General features: G+C 64.5%; 19 protein-coding genes and 1 pseudogene. 15 read left to right on the top strand and 5 right to left on the bottom strand.

The annotated features are described in order from the left end of the window. The first annotated feature begins 3 nt into the window (after nucleotides 1-3). From dut to DMX06_RS08810, 7 genes and pseudogenes are all read left to right on the top strand, one after another. Nucleotides 4-459 carry a dUTP diphosphatase gene (gene dut / locus DMX06_RS08840; RefSeq protein WP_050707525.1) on the top strand — a complete coding sequence of 152 codons (456 nt, stop codon included), beginning with the start codon at nucleotides 4-6 and terminating at the stop codon, nucleotides 457-459. Nucleotides 460-593: 134 nt separating this feature from the next. Beyond that, a pseudogene (locus DMX06_RS08835) lies at nucleotides 594-1,967 on the top strand (phosphomannomutase/phosphoglucomutase); the annotation flags it as partial. 30 nt (nucleotides 1,968-1,997) lie between these two features. Further along, nucleotides 1,998-2,903: an acetylglutamate kinase gene (gene argB, locus DMX06_RS08830; RefSeq protein ID WP_028689938.1), complete on the top strand. Its 906-nt coding sequence runs from the start codon at nucleotides 1,998-2,000 to the stop codon at nucleotides 2,901-2,903. 206 nt (nucleotides 2,904-3,109) lie between these two features. Beyond that, nucleotides 3,110-3,790 (top strand): CsgG/HfaB family protein, encoded by a 681-nt coding sequence (locus DMX06_RS08825; protein ID WP_102684804.1) that lies wholly within the window; start codon nucleotides 3,110-3,112, stop codon nucleotides 3,788-3,790. A 30-nt stretch (nucleotides 3,791-3,820) separates the two neighbouring features. Then, the gene (locus tag DMX06_RS08820) at nucleotides 3,821-4,189 is read left to right on the top strand and encodes a DUF4810 domain-containing protein (RefSeq protein WP_110736260.1); all 369 of its coding nucleotides are present in this window, start codon (nucleotides 3,821-3,823) and stop codon (nucleotides 4,187-4,189) included. After that, nucleotides 4,186-4,845: a DUF799 domain-containing protein gene (locus DMX06_RS08815; RefSeq protein ID WP_028689941.1), complete on the top strand. Its 660-nt coding sequence runs from the start codon at nucleotides 4,186-4,188 to the stop codon at nucleotides 4,843-4,845. Before DMX06_RS08820 ends, DMX06_RS08815 begins: the two co-directional genes overlap by 4 nt. 137 nt (nucleotides 4,846-4,982) lie before the next feature. Next, the gene (locus tag DMX06_RS08810) at nucleotides 4,983-5,189 is read left to right on the top strand and encodes a hypothetical protein (RefSeq protein WP_110696773.1); all 207 of its coding nucleotides are present in this window, start codon (nucleotides 4,983-4,985) and stop codon (nucleotides 5,187-5,189) included. A 52-nt stretch (nucleotides 5,190-5,241) separates the two neighbouring features. On the opposite strand, the gene pyrE is transcribed toward DMX06_RS08810, so the two are convergent. Then, nucleotides 5,242-5,883, bottom strand: coding sequence for an orotate phosphoribosyltransferase (pyrE, locus tag DMX06_RS08805; protein ID WP_110736257.1), 642 nt, complete (start codon nucleotides 5,881-5,883; stop codon nucleotides 5,242-5,244). Between the two features lie 80 nt (nucleotides 5,884-5,963). On the opposite strand from pyrE, the gene DMX06_RS08800 reads away from it, so the two are divergent. Further along, nucleotides 5,964-6,743: an exodeoxyribonuclease III gene (locus DMX06_RS08800; RefSeq protein ID WP_110736255.1), complete on the top strand. Its 780-nt coding sequence runs from the start codon at nucleotides 5,964-5,966 to the stop codon at nucleotides 6,741-6,743. Between the two features lie 61 nt (nucleotides 6,744-6,804). On the opposite strand, the gene rph is transcribed toward DMX06_RS08800, so the two are convergent. After that, on the bottom strand, nucleotides 6,805-7,527 hold the full coding sequence (rph, locus tag DMX06_RS08795; RefSeq protein ID WP_009681991.1) for a ribonuclease PH: 723 nt from the start codon (nucleotides 7,525-7,527) through the stop codon (nucleotides 6,805-6,807). Nucleotides 7,528-7,750: 223 nt separating this feature from the next. On the opposite strand from rph, the gene DMX06_RS08790 reads away from it, so the two are divergent. Both DMX06_RS08790 and gmk read left to right on the top strand, forming a co-directional pair. Then, a complete protein-coding gene (locus tag DMX06_RS08790; RefSeq protein WP_110736253.1) occupies nucleotides 7,751-8,614 on the top strand; it encodes a YicC/YloC family endoribonuclease in 864 nt (287 codons plus the stop codon). A 13-nt stretch (nucleotides 8,615-8,627) separates the two neighbouring features. Continuing rightward, complete coding sequence (gmk, locus tag DMX06_RS08785; RefSeq protein ID WP_110736251.1) at nucleotides 8,628-9,248, top strand: guanylate kinase; 621 nt, start codon at nucleotides 8,628-8,630, stop codon at nucleotides 9,246-9,248. A gap of 136 nt (nucleotides 9,249-9,384) precedes the next feature. Here gmk and DMX06_RS08780 read toward each other — a convergent pair whose 3' ends face one another. The 3 genes from DMX06_RS08780 to DMX06_RS08770 form a co-directional block, all read right to left on the bottom strand. Further along, nucleotides 9,385-10,926 carry an APC family permease gene (locus tag DMX06_RS08780; RefSeq protein WP_110736249.1) on the bottom strand — a complete coding sequence of 514 codons (1,542 nt, stop codon included), beginning with the start codon at nucleotides 10,924-10,926 and terminating at the stop codon, nucleotides 9,385-9,387. Nucleotides 10,927-11,038: 112 nt separating this feature from the next. Beyond that, complete coding sequence (locus tag DMX06_RS08775; protein WP_110736248.1) at nucleotides 11,039-11,812, bottom strand: gamma-glutamyl-gamma-aminobutyrate hydrolase family protein; 774 nt, start codon at nucleotides 11,810-11,812, stop codon at nucleotides 11,039-11,041. Between the two features lie 4 nt (nucleotides 11,813-11,816). Beyond that, a complete protein-coding gene (locus tag DMX06_RS08770) occupies nucleotides 11,817-13,199 on the bottom strand; it encodes a glutamine synthetase family protein (protein ID WP_110736245.1) in 1,383 nt (460 codons plus the stop codon). 208 nt (nucleotides 13,200-13,407) lie between these two features. Here DMX06_RS08770 and DMX06_RS08765 point away from each other — a divergent pair, with 208 nt between their 5' ends. From DMX06_RS08765 to DMX06_RS08745, 5 genes are all read left to right on the top strand, one after another. Next, nucleotides 13,408-14,283, top strand: a complete 876-nt coding sequence (locus DMX06_RS08765) for a LysR family transcriptional regulator (RefSeq protein ID WP_110736243.1) — start codon at nucleotides 13,408-13,410, stop codon at nucleotides 14,281-14,283. A gap of 279 nt (nucleotides 14,284-14,562) precedes the next feature. Then, nucleotides 14,563-14,826: a DNA-directed RNA polymerase subunit omega gene (gene rpoZ / locus DMX06_RS08760; RefSeq protein ID WP_008091595.1), complete on the top strand. Its 264-nt coding sequence runs from the start codon at nucleotides 14,563-14,565 to the stop codon at nucleotides 14,824-14,826. Nucleotides 14,827-14,885: 59 nt separating this feature from the next. Continuing rightward, complete coding sequence (gene spoT / locus DMX06_RS08755) at nucleotides 14,886-16,994, top strand: bifunctional GTP diphosphokinase/guanosine-3',5'-bis pyrophosphate 3'-pyrophosphohydrolase (RefSeq protein WP_028689950.1); 2,109 nt, start codon at nucleotides 14,886-14,888, stop codon at nucleotides 16,992-16,994. Nucleotides 16,995-17,017: 23 nt separating this feature from the next. Beyond that, a complete protein-coding gene (locus tag DMX06_RS08750) occupies nucleotides 17,018-17,398 on the top strand; it encodes a RidA family protein (protein WP_028689951.1) in 381 nt (126 codons plus the stop codon). A 59-nt stretch (nucleotides 17,399-17,457) separates the two neighbouring features. Continuing rightward, on the top strand, nucleotides 17,458-18,183 hold the full coding sequence (locus DMX06_RS08745; protein WP_110736241.1) for a hypothetical protein: 726 nt from the start codon (nucleotides 17,458-17,460) through the stop codon (nucleotides 18,181-18,183).

The raw sequence follows: 18,183 nt of genomic DNA, 5'->3' as shown, positions 1-18,183 counted from the left end.
TACATGCACGCTCTTCAAGCCAAGATCCTCGACCCACGCCTGGGCACCGAATTCCCCCTGCCGCAGTACGCCACTCCCGGCTCCGCCGGCCTGGACCTGCGCGCCCTGCTCAAGGAGGACACCGTCCTCGAGCCAGGCCAGACCCTGCTGATTCCCACCGGCCTGTCGGTGTACATCGGCGACCCGGGCCTGGCGGCCATGATCCTGCCGCGTTCGGGCCTGGGCCATAAGCACGGCATCGTGCTGGGCAACCTGGTCGGCCTGATCGACTCGGACTACCAGGGCGAGCTGATGGTCTCCTGCTGGAACCGCGGCAACACGCCGTTCACCATCACCGTCGGCGAGCGCATCGCCCAGCTGATCCTAGTGCCGGTGGTGCAGGCGCACTTCGACATCGTCGAGCAGTTCGACGAGACCCAGCGCGGTGCCGGCGGCTTCGGTCACTCCGGCACCCGCTGAGCCGACAGCAGACCGCTCGGGCCATGGATGGCGAACTCTCTGGCGAAACCGTCGTCCTACCGTTCAGTTTGCGCTTGCCCAAAAGCCTTTGACTTATGGAGTCCCCAGAGATGAACGACATGGCCCAGCTGGTCCCCGCACTGCCCGACAGCATCTTCCGCGCCTATGACATCCGTGGCGTGGTCGGCAAGACCCTGCATGCCGAGACCGCCTACTGGATCGGTCGCGCCATCGGCGCCCAGACCCTCGCCCAGGGCGAGCCGCAGATCTCGGTCGGCCGCGATGGCCGCCTGTCCGGCCCGATGCTGGTCGAGCAACTGATCAAAGGCCTGGCCGACGCCGGTTGCCAGGTCAGCGATGTCGGCCTGGTGCCGACCCCGGCGCTGTACTACGCCGCCAACGTGCTGGCCGGCAAGTCGGGGGTGATGCTCACCGGCAGCCACAACCCGTCGGACTACAACGGATTCAAGATCGTCATCGCCGGCGACACCCTGGCCAACGAACAGATCCAGGCCCTGCTGACGCGCCTGAAGACCAACGACCTGACCCGCGGCGAAGGCCACGTGGAAAAGGTCGAGATCCTCGACCGCTACTTCCAGCAGATCACCGCCGACGTGAAACTGGCCAAGCGCCTGAAGGTGGTGGTCGACTGCGGCAACGGCGCCGCCGGCGTGGTCGCCCCGCAACTGATCGAGGCCCTGGGCTGCGACGTCATCCCGCTGTTCTGCGAGGTCGACGGTAACTTCCCCAACCATCACCCGGACCCGGGCAAGCCCGAGAACCTGGAAGACCTGATCGCCAAGGTGAAAGAGACCGGTGCCGACATCGGCCTGGCCTTCGACGGCGACGGCGACCGCGTCGGCGTGGTGACCAACACCGGCAGCATCGTCTACCCCGACCGCCTGCTGATGCTGTTCGCCCAGGACGTGCTGTCGCGCAACCCGGGCGCCGAGATCATCTTCGACGTCAAATGCACCCGCCGCCTGACCCCGCTGATCGAGCAGCACGGTGGCCGTGCGCTGATGTGGAAGACCGGCCACTCGCTGATCAAGAAGAAGATGAAGCAGACCGGCTCGCTTCTGGCCGGCGAGATGAGCGGACACATCTTCATCAAGGAACGCTGGTACGGTTTCGACGACGGCATCTACAGCGCCGCGCGCCTGCTGGAGATCCTCAGCAAGGCCGGGCAGGATGCCGAAAGCCTGTTCGCCGCGTTCCCCAATGATATTTCCACGCCGGAAATCAACATTGATGTGACCGACGAGGGTAAATTCAGCATCATTGATGCACTGCAACGCGACGCCGACTGGGGCGAAGCCAACCTGACCACCATCGATGGTGTGCGGGTCGACTATCCCCACGGCTGGGGCCTGGTCCGCGCCTCCAACACCACGCCGGTGCTGGTGCTGCGCTTCGAGGCCGACAGCGCGGCAGAGCTCGACCGAATCAAGGCTGTATTCCGCACGCAGTTGCTGCGGGTCCAACCCGGCCTGCAACTGCCGTTCTGACGACTTTACGTTCCTTACCTGGAGCCCTGCATGACCCTCGATCGCGATGCCGCTTCCCATGTAGCCGAGGTTTTGTCCGAAGCACTGCCTTACATCCGCCGCTTCGTCGGCAAGACCCTGGTGATCAAGTACGGCGGCAACGCGATGGAGAGCGAGGAGCTCAAGACCGGCTTCGCCCGTGACATCGTGCTGATGAAGGCCGTGGGCATCAACCCGGTGGTGGTGCACGGTGGCGGGCCGCAGATCGGCGACCTGCTCAAGCGCCTGTCGATCGACAGCCACTTCATCGACGGCATGCGCGTCACCGACGCGGCGACCATGGATGTGGTGGAGATGGTCCTGGGCGGCCAGGTGAACAAGGACATCGTCAACCTGATCAACCGCCACGGTGGCAGCGCCATCGGCCTGACCGGCAAGGACGCGGAGCTGATCCGCGCCAAGAAGCTGACCGTCACCCGCCAGACCCCGGAGATGACCACCCCGGAAATCATCGACATCGGCCATGTCGGCGAGGTCGTGAGCGTCAATACCGACCTGCTGAACATGCTGGTCAAGGGCGACTTCATTCCGGTGATCGCACCGATCGGCGTGGGCGCCAACGGCGAGTCGTACAACATCAACGCCGACCTGGTGGCCGGCAAGGTGGCCGAGGCGCTGAAGGCCGAGAAGCTGATGCTGCTGACCAACATCGCCGGCCTGATGGACAAGCAGGGCGAGGTCCTCACCGGGCTGACCACCGAGCAAGTCAACGAGCTGATCGCCGACGGCACCATCTACGGCGGCATGCTGCCGAAGATCAAATGCGCGCTGGACGCGGTCCAGGGTGGCGTCAACAGCTCGCACATCATCGACGGCCGCGTGCCGAATGCCGTGCTGCTGGAGATCTTCACCGACAGCGGCGTGGGCACGCTGATCACCAACCGCAAGCCACGCTGATCCAGCTGTAATCCTATCGCGGGGCAGGCCCGCTCCCACCTGGGAGCAGGCCTGCCCCGCGATGCGTCCCCCCCTCGCCACCCAGGAAGATGGCTCATGGCCATCAACCTTCATGTTTGACCATCAAGAATCCCGGTAGACTGCCGAAACAACGTGACAGCAAGCTCACTCGTTGCGAATAGTTTCTATTTACCTGGAGAACACGCGTGAAATACGCATCACAAGGACTCGTGCTGGCAGCCGCCCTGGCTGTCGGGTCCATCGCCGGCTGTGCCACCGAAACCTCCACCGCTGTTGCCGTGCAACAGGTCGAAAGCGTCAGCCGCCCCTACAGCGGCGTGCGCACGCCGATCGCCGTGGGCAAGTTCGACAACCGCTCCAGCTATATGCGCGGCATCTTCTCCGACGGCGTCGACCGCCTCGGCGGCCAGGCCAAGACCATCCTGATTACCCACCTGCAGCAGACCAACCGCTTCAACGTGCTGGACCGCGACAACATGGGCGAAATCCAGCAGGAAGCGGCCATCAAGGGTCAGGCCCAGCGCCTGAAGGGCGCCGACTTCGTGGTGACCGGCGACGTTACCGAGTTCGGCCGCAAAGAGGTCGGCGATCACCAGCTGTTCGGCATCCTCGGCCGCGGCAAGACCCAGATCGCCTACGCCAAGGTCGCCCTGAACATCGTCAACATCAGCACCTCCGAAGTGGTCTATTCGAGCCAGGGCGCCGGTGAATACGCCCTGTCCAACCGTGAAGTCATCGGCTTCGGCGGCACCGCCAGCTACGACTCGACCCTCAACGGCAAAGTGCTCGACCTGGCCATGCGCGAAGCCGTCAACAAACTGGTGGGCGCAGTCGAAAGCGGCCAGTGGAAACCACAAGCGCAATAACAAGCACAACACGACAAGGAAGACCGTTCGATGAGCATCACCTACACGGCCTGGCGCACCGTCGCCGGGTTACTGCTGGGCAGCGTCCTGCTGGCCGGCTGCAATTCGCCCAAGACCCTGTACCAGTGGGAAAGCTACCAGCCCCAGGTATACGGCTACCTCAAGGGTGACGCCAAGGAAGAACAGGCCACCGCCCTGGAGCGCGACCTGGAGAAGATCAAGGCCAAGAACGGCGCCGTGCCGCCGGGCTACCACGCGCAGCTGGGCCTGCTGTACTCCAGCCTGGGCAAGGATGACCAGATGATCCAGCAGTTCCGTACCGAAAAAGCGCTGTTCCCCGAATCGGCGGCCTACATGGACTTCCTGATGAGCAATGCCAGCAAGGGAGCCAAGCAATGATCAAGCGCCTGACCCAACTGATCGTCGGCGCCTGCGTGCTGGCCCTGTTCGCCGGCTGCGCCGAACGCAAGAGCATCGACTATTCGGCCTACAAGCAGAGCCGACCGAAGTCGATCCTGATCCTGCCGCCGCTGAACGAGTCGCCCGACGTCAAGGCCACCTACAGCATGCTGTCCCAGGTCACCTATCCGCTGGCCGAGGCCGGCTACTACGTGATGCCGGTGGCGCTGGTGGATGAAACCTTCCGCCAGAACGGCCTGACCACGCCGGCCGATATCCACCAGCTGCCCACGGCCAAGCTGAACGAGATCTTCGGCGCCGACGCCGGCCTGTACGTGACCGTCAGCGACTACGGCACCCGTTACATGGTGCTGAGCAGCGCGACCATCGTTACCGCGAGCGCCAAACTGGTCGACCTGAAGACCGGTGCCACCTTGTGGACAGGCAGCGCCACGGCCTCCAGCGAGGAAGGCAAGCAGAACCAGGGTGGTCTGATCGGCATGCTGGTGGCGGCGGCCATCAACCAGATCATCAGCAGCGTGCAGGATGACGCCGGCTACCCGATCGCCGGGATGACCAGCGCACGCCTGCTGACACCCTACCCGAATGGCGGGATCCTCTACGGGCCACGTTCGCCGAAGTACGGCACAGACTGACACGACGCGCAGGCGGCCCTAGGGCCGCCTTTTTTTTGCCGTTCGGAAATATCCTACCGCCAGCACGGACAGGCACTACAACACGCATCTCTGCCAGCCGACTAGCATTCCAACTCCACCCCATCGGAGATACAGCGATGCAGAAAGAACTGGTCAAATATGGCAGCGATGTTTCCGCAGGCAGCTACGAATGCGCCGACTGCGGGCGCAAGTACTCCAACCAGGGCAAGACCTCGATGCCGCCCTGCCCTGACTTTACCCCCGGCACCCACCCCAAGCGTGGCTGGAAGATCCTCACCGGCGTCGGTGATGCCGTGCAGGACCCTTACCCGAACCGCCGCTGAACCGCAGGCATGAAAAAGGCGACCTTCGGGTCGCCTTTTTCATGCGGGCCGGTCAGATACCGTACTGCGCGCGGTAGGCCTCGACCGCCGGCAGGTGCTGCTTGAGCTGCGGATCGTCGGCCAGGAACTCCAGCACCTGGGTCAGCGAGACGATGCTGACCACCGGAATGCCGAAGTCACGTTCGACTTCCTGGATCGCCGACAGCTCGCCATTGCCGCGCTCTTCGCGGTTCAGCGCGATCAGCACGCCGGCAGCCTTGGCCTGCTGGGCGTTGATGATTTGCATGACCTCGCGGATCGCGGTACCGGCGGTGATCACGTCGTCGATGATCAGCACGTCACCGGCCAGCGGGGCGCCGACCAGGCTGCCGCCCTCGCCGTGATCCTTGGCCTCCTTGCGGTTGAAGCACCACGGCACGTCGAGCTGGTGCTGTTCGGCCAGGGCCACGGCGGTGGCCGCCGCCAGGGGAATGCCCTTGTAGGCCGGGCCGAACAGCACATCGAAGGGGATCTCGCTGTCGACGATGGCCGCCGCGTAGCAACGCCCCAGCTGGGCCAGCGCGGAACCTGTGTTGAACAGGCCGGCATTGAAGAAGTACGGGCTGGTACGCCCCGATTTCAGGGTGAACTCACCGAAGCGCAGAACGCCGCGATCGATGGCAAAACGGATGAAGTCGCGCTGATACGGCTGCATGAAAGGTCCCGGACACCACGGATTTAGCTAAATGTGTTGAGCTCGGGTATCATACACGCACGAGATTTTTGGGGCCATTTATGCGGATCATCAGTGTGAACGTAAATGGCATTCAGGCTGCGGCCGAGCGTGGATTGCTCAGCTGGTTGCAAGCCCAGAATGCCGACGTCATCTGCCTTCAGGATACCCGCGCCTCGGCCTTTGAACTCGACGACCCAGCTTTCCAGCTCGATGGCTATTTCCTTTACGCCTGCGACGCGGAGGTGCCCACCCAAGGTGGCGTGGCACTGTACTCGCGCATGCAGCCCAAGGCAGTCATCACCGGCCTGGGCTTCGAGACAGCCGATCGCTACGGGCGTTATCTGCAAGCAGATTTCGACAAAGTCAGTATTGCCAGCCTGCTGCTGCCTTCGGGCATGAGCGGCGACGAAGACTTGAACCAGAAGTTCAAGTTGATGGACGATTTCGCCAAGTACCTGGACAAGCAGCGCCGCAAGCGCCGCGAGTACATCTACTGTGGCTCGTTCTACGTGGCGCAGCAGAAGCTCGACATCAAGAACTGGCGCGACAGCCAGCAGTCAGTCGGCTTCCTGCCGCCGGAACGCGCCTGGATGGACGCCATCGTCGGCGACATGGGCTATGTCGACGCCCTGCGCGAAGTCAGCCGCGAAGGCGACCAGTACAGCTGGTGGCCGGACAACGAGCAGGCCGAGATGCTCAACCTGGGCTACCGGTTCGACTACCAGATCCTCACCCCAGGCCTGCGCCGCTTTGTGCGCAATGCCCGCCTGCCACGCCAGCCGCGCTTCTCCCAGCATGCGCCACTGATCGTGGACTACGACTGGACGCTGACCATCTGAGTGCTGTTCAGACACGAAAAAGCCGACATTCATGTCGGCTTTTTCGTGTCTACAGGAACAGTCAGTCAGCCAATGCGGCCTGCTGCAGTTCGAAGATCTCGGTCATGCCCTTCTGCGCCAGCGCCAGCATGGCGTTGAAGTCTTCTGGCTGGAACGGCGCGCCTTCAGCGGTGCCCTGCACTTCGATGAAACCACCGGCGCTGGTCATGACCACGTTCAGGTCAGTCTCGGCGGCGGAGTCCTCGAGGTAGTCGAGGTCGAGCACAGCCTCGCCCTGGTACATGCCCACCGACACCGCGGCGATCATGTGCTTGAGCGGGTTGCCACCCTTGAGGCCGCCACGCTTCTTGATCACCGCCAGCGCGTCGCACAGGGCGACCATGGCGCCGGTGATCGAGGCGGTACGGGTACCGCCGTCAGCCTGGATCACGTCGCAGTCGACGTACAGGGTGATGTCGCCGAGCTTGCTCATGTCCAGCGCGGCGCGCAGGGAGCGGCCGATCAGACGCTGGATTTCGAGGGTGCGGCCACCTTGCTTGCCGCGGCTGGCTTCGCGCTGGTTACGCTCGCCGGTCGAACGCGGCAGCATGCCGTATTCGGCGGTCAGCCAGCCTTGGCCCTGACCTTTGAGGAAGCGGGGAACACCATTCTCGACGCTGACCGTGCAGATGACCTTGGTGTCACCGAACTCGACCAGTACCGATCCCTCGGCGTGCTTGGTGTAGTTGCGGGTAATGCGGATCGAGCGGAGCTGATCGGCGGCGCGACCACTTGGACGTTTCATCTGGGATACCTGTACCGGGACTTTGAATCTGCCGAGCATTATAGAGCCCGTCGCCCGCCGAAGGCACGCCTGTCGTCGCGCCCGCGCAGCCTGTCGCCTTTTCCGACAGGCCCGAGGAGGGTCGGTAGCATGGTGGATTGGGCGTCCGGGGCGCACTGCGCTACAATCCTGCGCCTTGCAGCCGACAGGCTCCCCGTTCACCTGAATACGCGAGGTACTCCCCATGGTGCATAGCATGACCGCTTTTGCTCGAGTCGAGCGCGCTGGCAGCCAAGGCACCCTGGTGTGGGAGCTGCGCTCGGTCAACCACCGCTATCTCGAACCCCACCTGCGCCTGCCCGAAGCGCTGCGCGACCTCGAAGGCGCGGTACGCGAGGGCCTGCGCCAGGGCCTGTCCCGCGGCAAGGTCGAGTGCACCCTGCGCCTGAGCGAGGACAACGCCGGCAAGCCGTTGCAGGTCGACCGCGAGCGCGCCGCGCAGCTGGTCGCCGCCGCCGAGACCGTCGCCGGCCTGATCAAGCAGCCGGCGCCGCTCAACCCACTGGAAGTGCTGGCCTGGCCCGGCGTGCTGGTGGCCGACGCCAGCGATCCGCAGGCCCTCAATGCCGAGGCCATCGCCCTGTTCGACGAGGCGCTGGCCGAACTCAAGGCGGGCCGTCAGCGCGAAGGCGCCGAGCTGGCCCGGCTGATCAACGAGCGCCTGGACAGCATGGCCGGCGAAGTCGCCACCCTGCGCACCCTGGTGCCGCAGATGCTGGCCGCGCAACGGCAGAAGGTCCTCGATCGCTTCGGCGACATGAAGGCCGAGCTCGACCCGCAGCGCCTGGAGCAGGAAATGGTCCTGCTGGCGCAGAAGAGCGACGTCGCCGAGGAGCTGGACCGCCTCAGCACCCACGTCACCGAGGTGCGCCGGGTGCTCAAGTCCGGCGGCGCCGCCGGCCGGCGCCTGGACTTCCTGATGCAGGAGCTCAACCGCGAAGCCAACACCCTCGGCTCCAAGGCCTTCGACCCGCGCAGCACGCAGGCAGCGGTCAACCTGAAGGTGCTGATCGAACAGATGCGTGAACAAGTACAGAATATCGAGTAAGGCCACCCCTACCATGAATCACAGCAGCGGCACCCTCTACATCGTTTCGGCCCCGTCCGGCGCCGGCAAGACCAGCCTGGTCACGGCCCTGATCAAGGACGACACCAACGTGCGCGTCTCGGTCTCCCACACCACCCGCGCCATGCGTCCGGGCGAGGAGCACGGGGTGAACTACCACTTCGTCGTCCACGAGGAGTTCAAGGCGCTGATTGCCAAGGGCGATTTCCTCGAGCACGCCGAGGTGTTCGGCAACTTCTACGGCACGTCGCGCAGCGCGTTGCAGGAAACCCTGGACCAGGGCTTCGACCTGATCCTGGAAATCGACTGGCAAGGCGCCCAGCAGGTGCGCAAGCTGATGCCCGAGGCGCGCTCGATCTTCATCCTGCCGCCAAGCCAGGAGGCCTTGCGCCAACGGCTGGATGGTCGTGGCCAGGACAGCGAGGAGATCATTGCCGGGCGCATGAAGGAAGCGGTCAGCGAGATGGTGCACTACGACGAGTACGAGTACGTCATCATCAATGATGACTTCGGCGTGGCGCTGGAAGAAATGAAGGCGGTATTCGCCTCAAATCGCCTGTTGCTGAAGAAACAGCAGGCGCGGCATGGTGAGTTGCTCAAGCAGCTGATCGGCTGAAGACCGCCGGGGCCTCTTCGAGGCCCTATCGCGACACAAGGCCGCTCCCACAAGCGATCGCGTCAATATGGACTGACGCGATCGCTTGTGGGAGCGGCCTTGTGTCGCGATAGGGGCGCAAAGCGCCCCCCGTGCTTTAGTCCTGCAACTGAATGGTCGCCTGCTGACGCAGGGTAGCCCCCAGGAAATACGCCGGCGCCCGCAGCCGCGACAGCATCATCAGCACGATCCCCAATGCCGAGATGATCGCCGCGATCACGAACACCAGCCCCAGCCCGCCCACATGCGAGCCGCTGCCGAAGTCCGGCGAAGCGCTGTCGATCGCCGTGCGCACGAAGATCACCGACAGGATCACCCCACCCACCAGCGGGCAGACGCCGCGCATGAAGAAGTGACGCACGCTGCCGAACAGACTGTGACGGAAGTACCACACGCAGGCGAACGCGGTCAGCGAGTAGTAGAAACAGATCATCATGCCCAAGGCGGTGATGGTGTCGGCCAGCACGTTCTCGCTCAGGGTACGCATGGTCACGTAGAACAACCCCGCGGCAATGCCGGCGCAGATGGTCGCGTAACGCGGCGTCTGCGAACGCGGGCAGACCTTGGCGAAGCGCTGCGGCACGGCGCCGTAGTAACCCATGGCGAGCAGGGTCCGCGCTGGCGAGACGAAGGTCGACTGCAGCGAAGCAGCGGTGCTGGCCAGCACCGCGATGGACATCAGGATCGCCAGCGGCCCCATGACCGGGCCGGCCAGGTGGGCGAAGACATTCTCCTGGATGCGTGGATTGCCCAGACCCAGGCCATGTTCGCTGATCCCGGCGAACTGCAGGGTGGCGATGGCGGTGAGCAGGTACAGGCCGAGGATCAGCAGCACGGTCCAGGTGGCGGCCTTGCCCGGAACTTCTTCACTGCCGACCGATTCTTCGCTGACGGTCAGGCACACGTCCCAACCCCAGAAGATGAAGATCGACAACGACAGGCCGGCGGCAAATGCCGAGAACGACTCGACGCCGAACGGGTTGAACCAGGCAAGATCGAATGCCAGCGGTGGCGGCGCCGTGGTCTCGCCGAAGGCGGCGAAGGCGAAGCCAATCAACACCAACAGTTGCAAGGCCACCAGGCCGTACTGCACGGTCATGGTAGTGGCCATGCCACGGCAACAGATCCACACCGCCAGGGCGATGAACACGCAACAGGTGGTGACGTTGACCAACAGGTTGTCCGCCAGTGCCGCCAGTTCCTGATTACCGGTGATCTGGGCCAGGAACAGGTAGAAGAAGTCCACCGCCACACCCGCCAGGTTGGACAGCACGATGGTGGTGGCGACCACCAGCCCCCAGCCGCCGATCCAGCCGATCATCGGGCCAAAAGCCCGGGCCGACCAGGTGAAGGAGGTGCCGCTGTCGGGCTCCGCCGAGTTCAGCTCGCGGTAACCCAGGGCCACCAGAAGCATCGGCAGGAAGCCGACAATGAATACCGCCGGCAGGTGGGCGCCGACTTCGCGCACGGTCGGACCAAGCGCGCCGGTCAGGGTGTAGACCGGGGCGATGGTGGAAATGCCCAGCACGACGCTGGCCAGCAGGCCGAGGCGGCCCTTGGCCAGGCCCTTGCCGCGCTGGGTGTTGCCCGAGTCGGACGCCACGTCGGGTGGGCGTCCGGCTTCTGTGTAATCGCTCATGAGTATTTGCCGTAACTATTGGAATTGTTGTCACAGGCCCGCCGTAGAGGGCCCGCTTCCACTCATTGAAAGCTCGCTTTGGGGGTGAGTCATCCGAGACTTTCGGGTGACGTCAGAATCGCTCCTGGCGCGCACCCTCCCGTGCAGCATGGGCAATGCAGGCCTCGCGGAACGCCTCGAACAGGCGCAGCGAAACCGGGTTTTCGGCGAAACGCCATTCAGGGTGCCACTGCACGCCGACAACAAAGCCCGGCGCATCAGGCATCGACACCGCTTCGATCAGGCCATCCGGGGCCCGTGCTTCGACACGCAGGCCCGGGGCCAGGCGGTCGATGCCCTGGCTGTGCAGCGAGTTGACCTCGAACCGCGCAGCCAGACCCAGGCGCTCGAACACCCCACCCGGCTCGATGCCGACAGGGTGACGAGGGCCGTATTGCACCTCCAGGGGTGCGTCCTCAGGTTCACGGTGGTCCAGGTAGCCGGGCAACTCCTGCACCCGCTGGTGCAGGCTGCCGCCAAGGGCCACGTTCAGTTCCTGGAAACCACGGCAGATGCAGAACACCGGCACACCGGCGGCAATGGCCGCCTGCAGCAGCGGCAAGGTCAGACGGTCACGTGCAAGATCGTGCCGGGTACCTTCCGCGCTGGGGGCGCCATTGTAATGATGCGGCTCGACATTTGAAGGCGAACCGGTAAAAAGAATGCCATCGAGCCGGGCCAGCAGCGCCTGGGTGTCGCTGCCACCATCACGCGCCGGCAGGATCAGCGGCAGCCCGGCAAAGCCCGCGGCCTCGACATACTTGTCGCCCACCGTGTGCGACGAGTTCTTCCCCACCTGCTGGCGGCAGGCGCTGACACCGATCAAGGGGACCGCAATTGCGCTCATGGGCTTACACCGTGTGCAGGTACCAGTTGTACTCGAGGTCGGAGATCGACACTTCGAATTCGGCCAGCTCGCTCTCCTTGCAGGCCACGAAGATATCGATGTAGTCCGGGCTGATGTATTGGTTGAGGACTTCACTGTCGTCCAGCGCGCGCAAGGCGTCGCGCAGGTTGTTCGGCAGGCTCTGTTCCAGTTGCTCGTACGAGTTGCCTTCGATCGGCGCGTCCGGTTCGACCTTGTTGGTCAGACCGTGGTGGATGCCGGCGAGGATCGCCGCGAGCATCAGGTACGGGTTGGCGTCGGCGCCGGCCACGCGGTGCTCGATGCGCACGTTCTCGCTGCTGTCGGTCGGTACGCGGACCGCCACGGTGCGGTTGTCCAGGCCCCAGCTCGGCGCGTTGGGCACGTAGAACTGGGCGCCGAAACGACGGTAGGAGTTGATGTTCGGGCACAGGAAAGCCATCGACGCCGGCATGGTCTCCAGCACGCCGCCGATGGCGTGGCGCAGGGTGTCGCTCTGCAGCGGGTCGTCGTTGGTAAAGATGTTCTTGCCGGTCTTCTTGTCCAGCAGCGAGATGTGCACATGCAGGCCGTTGCCCGCCTGGCCCGGATAGGGCTTGGCCATGAAGGTGGAGTCCATCTCATGGTCGTAGGCGACGTTCTTGATCAGGCGCTTGAGCAGGATCGCGTAGTCGCAGGCCTTCATCGGGTCGGCGACGTGGTGCAGGTTGACCTCGAACTGCGCCGGGGCACTTTCCTTGACGATGGCATCGGCAGGCAGGCCTTGCTCCTTGGCCGCTTCGAGCATGTCCTGCAGGCAGTCGGCGTATTCGTCGAGGTCGTCGATCAGGTACACCTGGGTCGACTGCGGACGCTTGCCAGAGATCGGCGAGCGTGGCGGCTGCGGGCGGCCGTTGAGGTTGTCCTGGTCGATCAGGTAGAACTCCAGCTCGAACGCGGCGCAGATATCCAGGCCCAGGTCGTCGAACCGGCTCACCACCTGGCGCAGCACCTCGCGCGGGTCGGCGAAGAACGGCGCGCCGTCCAGTTCGTGCATGGTCATCAGCAACTGCGCGGTCGGGCGCTTCTGCCACGGCTCGTCGCAGAGCGTGCCGGGAATCGGGAAACAGATACGGTCGGCGTCGCCGATGTCCAGGCCCAGGCCGGTGCTTTCGACAGTCGAACCGTTGATATCCAGGGCGAACAGCGAGGCCGGCAGGTTGATGCCCTTCTCGTACACCTTGTGCAGGCTGGCGCGCTCGATGCGCTTGCCGCGCACCACCCCGTTCATGTCGGAGATCAGCAGGTCGACGTACTGGGTATCCGGATGGGCATCCAGGAACTCATTCATCTCGCGGGAAGAACTGGCGCACGGGGAGACCGACGTCATGGCTGTACATCCTTCGATTTGGAGCGGCGATGTGGGGAACTGCGGATGACGCCTTGGCAGGCGACGATGGTGCTGCTGTTGTTCTTTTAACTGGCCCATCGTGGGGGGCTTGTTGCCGACCGGCTGCATTGATTCCCGGGGGCCGTTCCACTATAAAATGGCCTCAACGCAACAGACATTGGCATTTTGGCAAGCAGAGCGTGCACCGATGCAATATCAGATCAACCATGCAGACCTCTCACTGGTCCTGGCGCTGGAGCGCGGCCGCTCCCTGGCCAAGGCCGCCGAACTGCTCAAGGTCGACGTTTCCACGGTCTTCCGCTCGATCCGCCGGCTAGAATCGGCGCTGGGTACCGCGCTGTTCGTCAAGAGCCGCAAGGGCTACCTGCCCACCGATACCGCCCAGGCCCTGGCCGAGCAGGCCGAACGCGCCGAGCAGGCGCTGGACGCGGCGCGCATCGCCCTGACCAGCGGCGAGCAGGTGGTCAGCGGCACCGTGCGCCTGACCTGTACCGAAGCCGTGCTGCATAGCCTGCTGCTGCCGGCGCTGGCCGAGTTCATGCCCAACTACCCGGCGCTGTCGCTGGAAATGGGCACCTCCAACACCTTTGCCAACCTCAGCCGCCGCGATGCCGACATCGCCCTGCGCCTGACCAACACGCCGCCGGAACACCTGGTGGGCCGCTGCCTGGGTTCGACCTCCTACGTGGTCTGCGGCCTGCCGGTGCTGCGCGAGCGACTGCAGGAATCCGCCGCCAGCGTGCCATGGATCGCTCCCGACGACTCCATGCAGGACCACGCCACGGTGGTCTGGCGCAACCAGCATCACCCGGGACTGATTCCGCGCTACCAGTGCAGCGGCATGTCGACCATCGCCCAACTGGTGACCACCGGCCTGGGCGTCGCGGCACTGCCCGACTACATGGTCCACGACCTGCCCGGCGTCGAGGCGCTGAGCGGCCCGCTGCCCGGCTGTGATACCCAGTTGTGGCTGCTGACCCGACCCGATTGCCGCGCGCTGCGCTCGGTGCAGACGCTGTTCGAGGAACTGACCCCGCGCCTGCGCGACGCAATGTTGCGTTAACGCGTCAGGGGCGGTTGTGTCGGCGATGGACGGCACGCTATTGTCGGGCATCGGCGGTTGGCTCCAGTTGTCTGGATCGGCCCTATCGCGGGGCAAGCCCGCTCCCACGTTGCCCCGTTTCGGCAACACATTCGTGGGAGCGGGCTTGCCCCGCGATAGAGGCGAAACAGGCACACCCGACAAAACAACCCTTCCCTATTGGCTGGTGATTTTTTAAACTATCGAGTCCGCCTGCCCATTCTGGGCGCACGCCTACCGCATTTGCTACTGAGGAAGACCATGGCCCGCGTAACTGTTGAAGACTGCCTGGAACACGTGGATAACCGCTTCGAGCTGGTCATGCTCTCGACCAAGCGCGCCCGCCAGCTGGCTACCGGCGGCAAAGAGCCACGCGTTGCGTGGGAAAACGACAAGCCGACCGTCGTCGCCCTGCGTGAAATCGCCGAAGGCATCGTCACGCCAGAGTTCATCGCCGCCGAAGAGATCGTCACCGAGGATCCGGTATTCGCCGCGTTCGAGGACGAGAACAACGAGGCCGTCTGATTGATGCCCAGTCGACACCGTGCGGCGCAAGGCCCTCTTCTTCAGCAAGAGGTGAAACCATGCCGGGTATAGAAGCCCTCGCCGAACGGCTGTCGACGTACCTGGGCCCCGAACAGGTCAACCTGGTTCGCCGGGCCTACTTCTACGCAGAGCAGGCCCACGATGGCCAGCGCCGCCGCAGCGGCGAACCCTACGTGACCCATCCGCTGGCGGTCGCCAGCATCCTTGCCGACATGCACATGGACCATCAGAGCCTGATGGCGGCCATGCTGCACGATGTGATCGAAGACACCGGCATCGCCAAGGAAGCCTTGAGCCAGCAATTCGGCGAGACCGTCGCCGAGCTGGTCGACGGGGTCAGCAAGCTGACCCAGATGAACTTCGAGACCAAGGCCGAAGCACAGGCCGAGAACTTCCAGAAGATGGCCATGGCCATGGCCCGCGATATCCGCGTGATCCTGGTCAAGCTGGCCGACCGCCTGCACAACATGCGCACCCTGGAAGTGCTGTCCGGCGAAAAACGCCGACGCATCGCCAAGGAAACCCTCGAGATCTACGCCCCCATCGCCAACCGCCTGGGGATGCACACCGTGCGCGTCGAGTTCGAGGACCTCGGCTTCAAGGCCATGCACCCGATGCGTTCGTCGCTGATCCACCGGGCGGTCAAGAGCGCGCGGGGCAACCGCAAGGAAATCGTCGCCAAGATCGAGACCTCGCTGGCCAACTGCCTGGCCGCCGACGGCATCCAGGGCGAGGTCAGCGGCCGGCAGAAACACCTCTATGGCATCTACAAGAAGATGCGCGGCAAGCGCCGCGCCTTCACCGAGATCATGGACGTGTACGCCTTCCGCATCATCGTCGACAAGGTCGACACCTGCTACCGCGTGCTCGGCGCCGTGCACAACCTGTACAAGCCGCTGCCGGGCCGGTTCAAGGACTACATCGCGATCCCCAAGGCCAACGGCTACCAGTCGTTGCACACCACGCTGTTCGGCATGCACGGCGTGCCCATCGAAATCCAGATCCGCACCCGCGAAATGGAAGAGATGGCCAACAACGGCATCGCCGCGCACTGGCTGTACAAGTCCAACGAGGAAGAGCAGCCCAAGGGCAGCCACGCCCGCGCCCGCCAGTGGGTCAAGGGCATCCTCGAGCTGCAGCAGCGCGCCGGCAACTCGCTGGAATTCATCGAGAGCGTAAAGATCGACCTGTTCCCGGACGAGGTCTACGTCTTCACCCCCAAAGGCCGGATCATGGAGCTGCCCAAGGGCTCCACCGCCGTCGACTTCGCCTACGCGGTGCACACCGACGTCGGCAACAGCTGCATCGCCTGTCGCATCAACCGCCGCCTGGCGCCGCTGTCCGAGCCGCTGCAGAGCGGCTCCACCGTCGAGATCGTCAGCGCTCCGGGCGCCCGGCCGAACCCGGCCTGGCTCAACTTCGTGGTCACCGGCAAGGCGCGCACGCACATCCGCCACGCCCTCAAGCAGCAGCGTCGCTCCGAGTCCATCAGCCTTGGCGAGCGCCTGTTGAACAAGGTGCTGACCGGTTTCGACAGCAGCCTGGAGAAGATCCCCCAGGAGCGCATCCAGTCGATCCTCGCCGAGTACCGCCTGGAACTGCTCGAGGACCTGCTCGAAGACATCGGCCTGGGCAACCGCATGGCCTACGTGGTCGCCCGCCGCCTGTTGTCCGCCGAAGGCGAGCAACTGCCGGCGCCGGAAGGCCCGCTGGCGATCCGCGGCACCGAGGGCCTGGTGCTCAGCTACGCCAAGTGCTGCACTCCGATCCCGGGCGACCCTATCGTCGGCCACCTGTCGGCCGGCAAGGGCATGGTCGTGCACCTGGAAGACTGCCGCAACATCAGTGAAGTCCGCCACAATCCGGAGAAATGCCTGCAGCTCTCCTGGGCCAAGGACATCACCGGCGAGTTCAACGTCGAACTGCGCGTCGAGCTGGAACACCAGCGCGGCCTGATCGCGCTGCTGGCCAGCAGCGTCAACGCCGCCGACGGCAACATCGAGAAAATCAGCATGGACGAACGCGACGGCCGTATCAGCGTGGTCCAACTGGTGGTCAGCGTGCACGACCGCGTGCACCTGGCCCGTGTGATCAAGAAGCTGCGCACCTTGACCGGCGTGGTCCGCATCACCCGGATGCGTGCGTAGTCCGCCAACCGCAAGGAGTCATCATGAGCAAGACCGTCATCACCAGCGACAAGGCCCCTGCCGCCATCGGCACCTACTCGCAAGCGATCAAGGCTGGCAACACCGTGTACATGTCGGGCCAGATCCCGCTCGATCCGAAGACCATGGAGCTGGTTGAAGGCTTCGAAGCCCAGACCGTCCAGGTGTTCGAGAACCTGAAGTCGGTGGCCGAAGCCGCTGGCGGTTCGTTCAAGGACATCGTCAAGCTGAACATCTTCCTCACCGACCTGAGCCACTTCGCCAAGGTCAACGAGATCATGGGCCGTTACTTCGAACAGCCTTATCCGGCCCGCGCCGCCATCGGCGTGGCCGCGCTGCCGAAGGGTGCCCAGGTCGAGATGGACGCGATCCTGGTCCTCGAGTAATGCCCCGGTGACGGGCGCCCACGCCCGTCACCACCCTCCCCTGCCCCAAGGTTTCCCCCATGCGCCACGCATTGCCTCTCGCGCTGGCAGCCCTGCTCCTGGGCGGCTGCGCCAGCCACAAACCCGAAGACTTCAACGGCACCTGGATCAACCAGGCCGCCATCGACGCCGCCCGCAAAGGCACCAGCCTGCGCCAGGCCCTCGACGCCCAGGGCCCGGTGTTCGAATGGAAGATCGACGTCAAGAACCAGCAGGCCAGCTTCAGCAATGGCTTCGAGGCGGCCGACGGGCGTCTGAGCGCCAACGAGAAGGACTGGCAGGTCAGCTTCGAAGGCGGCCTGGTCGAACAGCTCAAGCTCGACGGCGACGAGTTGCTGGCCATCGACCCGTCCGGTCACCAGCAGACCTTCGTGCGCAGCGAAGGCCCACAGAATCTGCCGCTGGGCGGCAGTTTCGAGAGAGCGCTGTACCAGCAGTACCTGGACGGCGACTGGAAGATCGTCGAAGGCCAGGGCAAGGGCGCCGTGGTGCGCTTCAGTGACACCGGCAACGTCACCGGCCTGCCCGGCCCCGACCGCTTCGCCCTGTGCCTGGCGGGCGACTGCGCGACCATGGGCGATGGCAACGACAGCCTGTGGCTGGAGCGCAACCAGCGCGGCGCGCCGTGGATCTTCAAGCGCGACGGCGACACCCTGGAGATCTTCCAGGCAGTGAACCGCGCCCAACCGGATGAAATGCCGCAACTGACCGCCGGTGCGCGGCAGTGGGTGTTGGAAAAGGATTAA

Source organism: Pseudomonas mosselii (genome assembly GCF_003205295.1).
In the GTDB taxonomy this organism is placed as follows: Bacteria; Pseudomonadota; Gammaproteobacteria; order Pseudomonadales; family Pseudomonadaceae; genus Aquipseudomonas; species Aquipseudomonas mosselii_B.
Note: the sequence above shows the minus strand (reverse complement) of the source record. Positions and strands in the feature narration are given on the sequence as shown.

What these genes read in the sequence shown, in the direction of transcription:
- DMX06_RS08815 (WP_028689941.1), top strand. Translation starts at nt 4,186, where the DNA reads ATGATCAAGCGCCTGACCCAACTGATCGTCGGCGCCTGCGTGCTGGCC.
- DMX06_RS08745 (WP_110736241.1), top strand. Translation starts at nt 17,458, where the DNA reads ATGCGCCACGCATTGCCTCTCGCGCTGGCAGCCCTGCTCCTGGGCGGC.
- DMX06_RS08775 (WP_110736248.1), bottom strand. Translation starts at nt 11,812, where the DNA reads ATGAGCGCAATTGCGGTCCCCTTGATCGGTGTCAGCGCCTGCCGCCAG.
- DMX06_RS08810 (WP_110696773.1), top strand. Translation starts at nt 4,983, where the DNA reads ATGCAGAAAGAACTGGTCAAATATGGCAGCGATGTTTCCGCAGGCAGC.
- gmk (WP_110736251.1), top strand. Translation starts at nt 8,628, where the DNA reads ATGAATCACAGCAGCGGCACCCTCTACATCGTTTCGGCCCCGTCCGGC.
- pyrE (WP_110736257.1), bottom strand. Translation starts at nt 5,883, where the DNA reads ATGCAGCCGTATCAGCGCGACTTCATCCGTTTTGCCATCGATCGCGGC.
- DMX06_RS08790 (WP_110736253.1), top strand. Translation starts at nt 7,751, where the DNA reads ATGGTGCATAGCATGACCGCTTTTGCTCGAGTCGAGCGCGCTGGCAGC.
- DMX06_RS08765 (WP_110736243.1), top strand. Translation starts at nt 13,408, where the DNA reads ATGCAATATCAGATCAACCATGCAGACCTCTCACTGGTCCTGGCGCTG.
- DMX06_RS08770 (WP_110736245.1), bottom strand. Translation starts at nt 13,199, where the DNA reads ATGACGTCGGTCTCCCCGTGCGCCAGTTCTTCCCGCGAGATGAATGAG.
- DMX06_RS08800 (WP_110736255.1), top strand. Translation starts at nt 5,964, where the DNA reads ATGCGGATCATCAGTGTGAACGTAAATGGCATTCAGGCTGCGGCCGAG.
- DMX06_RS08750 (WP_028689951.1), top strand. Translation starts at nt 17,018, where the DNA reads ATGAGCAAGACCGTCATCACCAGCGACAAGGCCCCTGCCGCCATCGGC.
- rpoZ (WP_008091595.1), top strand. Translation starts at nt 14,563, where the DNA reads ATGGCCCGCGTAACTGTTGAAGACTGCCTGGAACACGTGGATAACCGC.
- DMX06_RS08780 (WP_110736249.1), bottom strand. Translation starts at nt 10,926, where the DNA reads ATGAGCGATTACACAGAAGCCGGACGCCCACCCGACGTGGCGTCCGAC.
- argB (WP_028689938.1), top strand. Translation starts at nt 1,998, where the DNA reads ATGACCCTCGATCGCGATGCCGCTTCCCATGTAGCCGAGGTTTTGTCC.
- spoT (WP_028689950.1), top strand. Translation starts at nt 14,886, where the DNA reads ATGCCGGGTATAGAAGCCCTCGCCGAACGGCTGTCGACGTACCTGGGC.
- DMX06_RS08820 (WP_110736260.1), top strand. Translation starts at nt 3,821, where the DNA reads ATGAGCATCACCTACACGGCCTGGCGCACCGTCGCCGGGTTACTGCTG.
- rph (WP_009681991.1), bottom strand. Translation starts at nt 7,527, where the DNA reads ATGAAACGTCCAAGTGGTCGCGCCGCCGATCAGCTCCGCTCGATCCGC.
- dut (WP_050707525.1), top strand. Translation starts at nt 4, where the DNA reads ATGCACGCTCTTCAAGCCAAGATCCTCGACCCACGCCTGGGCACCGAA.